Origin of the sequence: Ruminococcus sp. N15.MGS-57 (genome assembly GCF_000980385.1) — a bacterium.
GTDB classification, from domain to species: Bacteria; Bacillota; Clostridia; order Oscillospirales; family Ruminococcaceae; genus Hominimerdicola; species Hominimerdicola aceti.
In genome coordinates this window covers 1-1,704 of sequence record NZ_LARF01000093.1, presented here as the reverse complement: position 1 = coordinate 1,704, position 1,704 = coordinate 1, and the positions used below count along the sequence as shown (strand labels likewise).

The following is a 1,704-nucleotide window of genomic DNA, read 5'->3' as shown; positions in this document are numbered from 1 at the left end:
GGCGCTGTAAAAAAACGCGCAATAAAAAAAGACTGCAACCACCCTTAAAAGGGTAGGAAAGCAGTCTTTTTTGTGGTATAATAAATTTGATGAAAAAATACCAACAAGAATATAATACACCATATCAATTAAAATTTCCTATAGAAATTGAAAAAATTATTGAAACAACAGATCCGGTATATACATTTTGTGAAGTTATTGATCATATTGACCTAAATAAATACCTGACGACTGAGGAACGCAGGACAGGCAGACCAAGATATGATGAAAAAACTTTGCTAAAAGTAATACTGTTCGCATTCATGGAAAATGGCTATGAATCATTAAGAAAAATAGAAAAGCTGTGCAAAACAGATATCCGTTTTATGTGGTTATTACAGGACGAACCGCCGCCAAGCCATATGACGATAGACAATTTTATGAACAATGTGCTTAACGGAAAAATAGAAGAGATATTCGCTGACATCAATGCTTACATATTTGAACAAGAAAACGTAGATATGGATCATGTGTACATAGACGGAACAAAGATCACAGCCAACGCCAACAAATACAGCTGGGTATGGAAAAAGAGCTGCGAGAAAAATCGCGTGAAAGTATTTGCAAAGACAACAGAACTGTTAAGTGAGATAAATAAAAGAATAGCCGCATTTGGTGTGAAATTTGGAGTTCGCGAAGAATATGCCATCGAATATCTCGAACAGATATTGAAGCAATATATACAGCTTTGCGGTTTTGATCCTGCTTCTGCTGTCAGGGGACGTGGACATCATAAAACTCCAGAACAGCGATATTATGATAAGCTTACAAGTTACATTGCGAGACTAAAAAAGTATGCAGAGCACATAAAAATATGCGGCAATGAACGAAACAGTTATTCCAAAACAGACCATGATGCAACATTTATGCGTATGAAAAAAGACTATATGGGAAACGATCAACTGCTCCCAGGTTACAACATACAATTTGGCGTTTGCGATGAGTATATCGCCGTATATGACGTAAAGCAGTATGCCTCGGATATGGATTGCTTCAAGCCGCTTATGGAAAAATTCCACAGAATATATGGAAAGTATCCTGAATATCCAGTTACCGACGCAGGCTATGGAAGCTTCAACTACTATCTGTACTGTGAAGAACACGGAATGGGAAAATACATGAAATTTACCATGTATGAAAAAGAAAGCAAGAATATTAAATACCATAATGATCCATACAGAGCAGTGAATTTCCGCATAGATGAAAATGGTGATCTGGTGTGTCCTAACAACAAAAAATTCCATTACGTTTACAGTCGACCCATAAAGGGAAACAAATATGGGAGAACAGAAGAATTCTATCAGTGTGAAGAATGTGCAAACTGTTCTCATAAAGAAAAGTGCTGCAAATGCAAGGGAAATCGCATAGTTCGCATAAATGAAGAATTGACAGCATTTCACAAAGAGGTTTTAAACAATCTTAATTGTATTCATGGAGCGCTTCTCAGAATGAACAGAAGCATTCAATCTGAGGGTGCAAATGGTATCATCAAGTGGAATCGGTCATACACAAGAGCCAGAAGACGTGGCTTAAATGCCATGAATTTAGAAATTGCGATGATTTGCTGTGGTTTTAATCTGCATAAATTTCACTTGAAGAAGATCGCAATCAGAAAAGCAGCCTGAAAAAGATATTTTTCAACATTTTAATAATCGGCAAAAACGC

1 protein-coding gene is annotated in these 1,704 nt (G+C 36.6%); it reads left to right on the top strand.

The genetic code is table 11. The features are described from left to right. Positions 1–89 precede the first annotated feature (89 nt). Positions 90–1,664, top strand: a complete 1,575-nt coding sequence (locus WS40_RS10475; RefSeq protein ID WP_046442182.1) for an IS1182 family transposase — start codon at positions 90–92, stop codon at positions 1,662–1,664. Positions 1,665–1,704: the final 40 nt, after the last annotated feature.

What these genes read in the sequence shown, in the direction of transcription:
- WS40_RS10475 (WP_046442182.1), top strand. Translation starts at nt 90, where the DNA reads ATGAAAAAATACCAACAAGAATATAATACACCATATCAATTAAAATTT.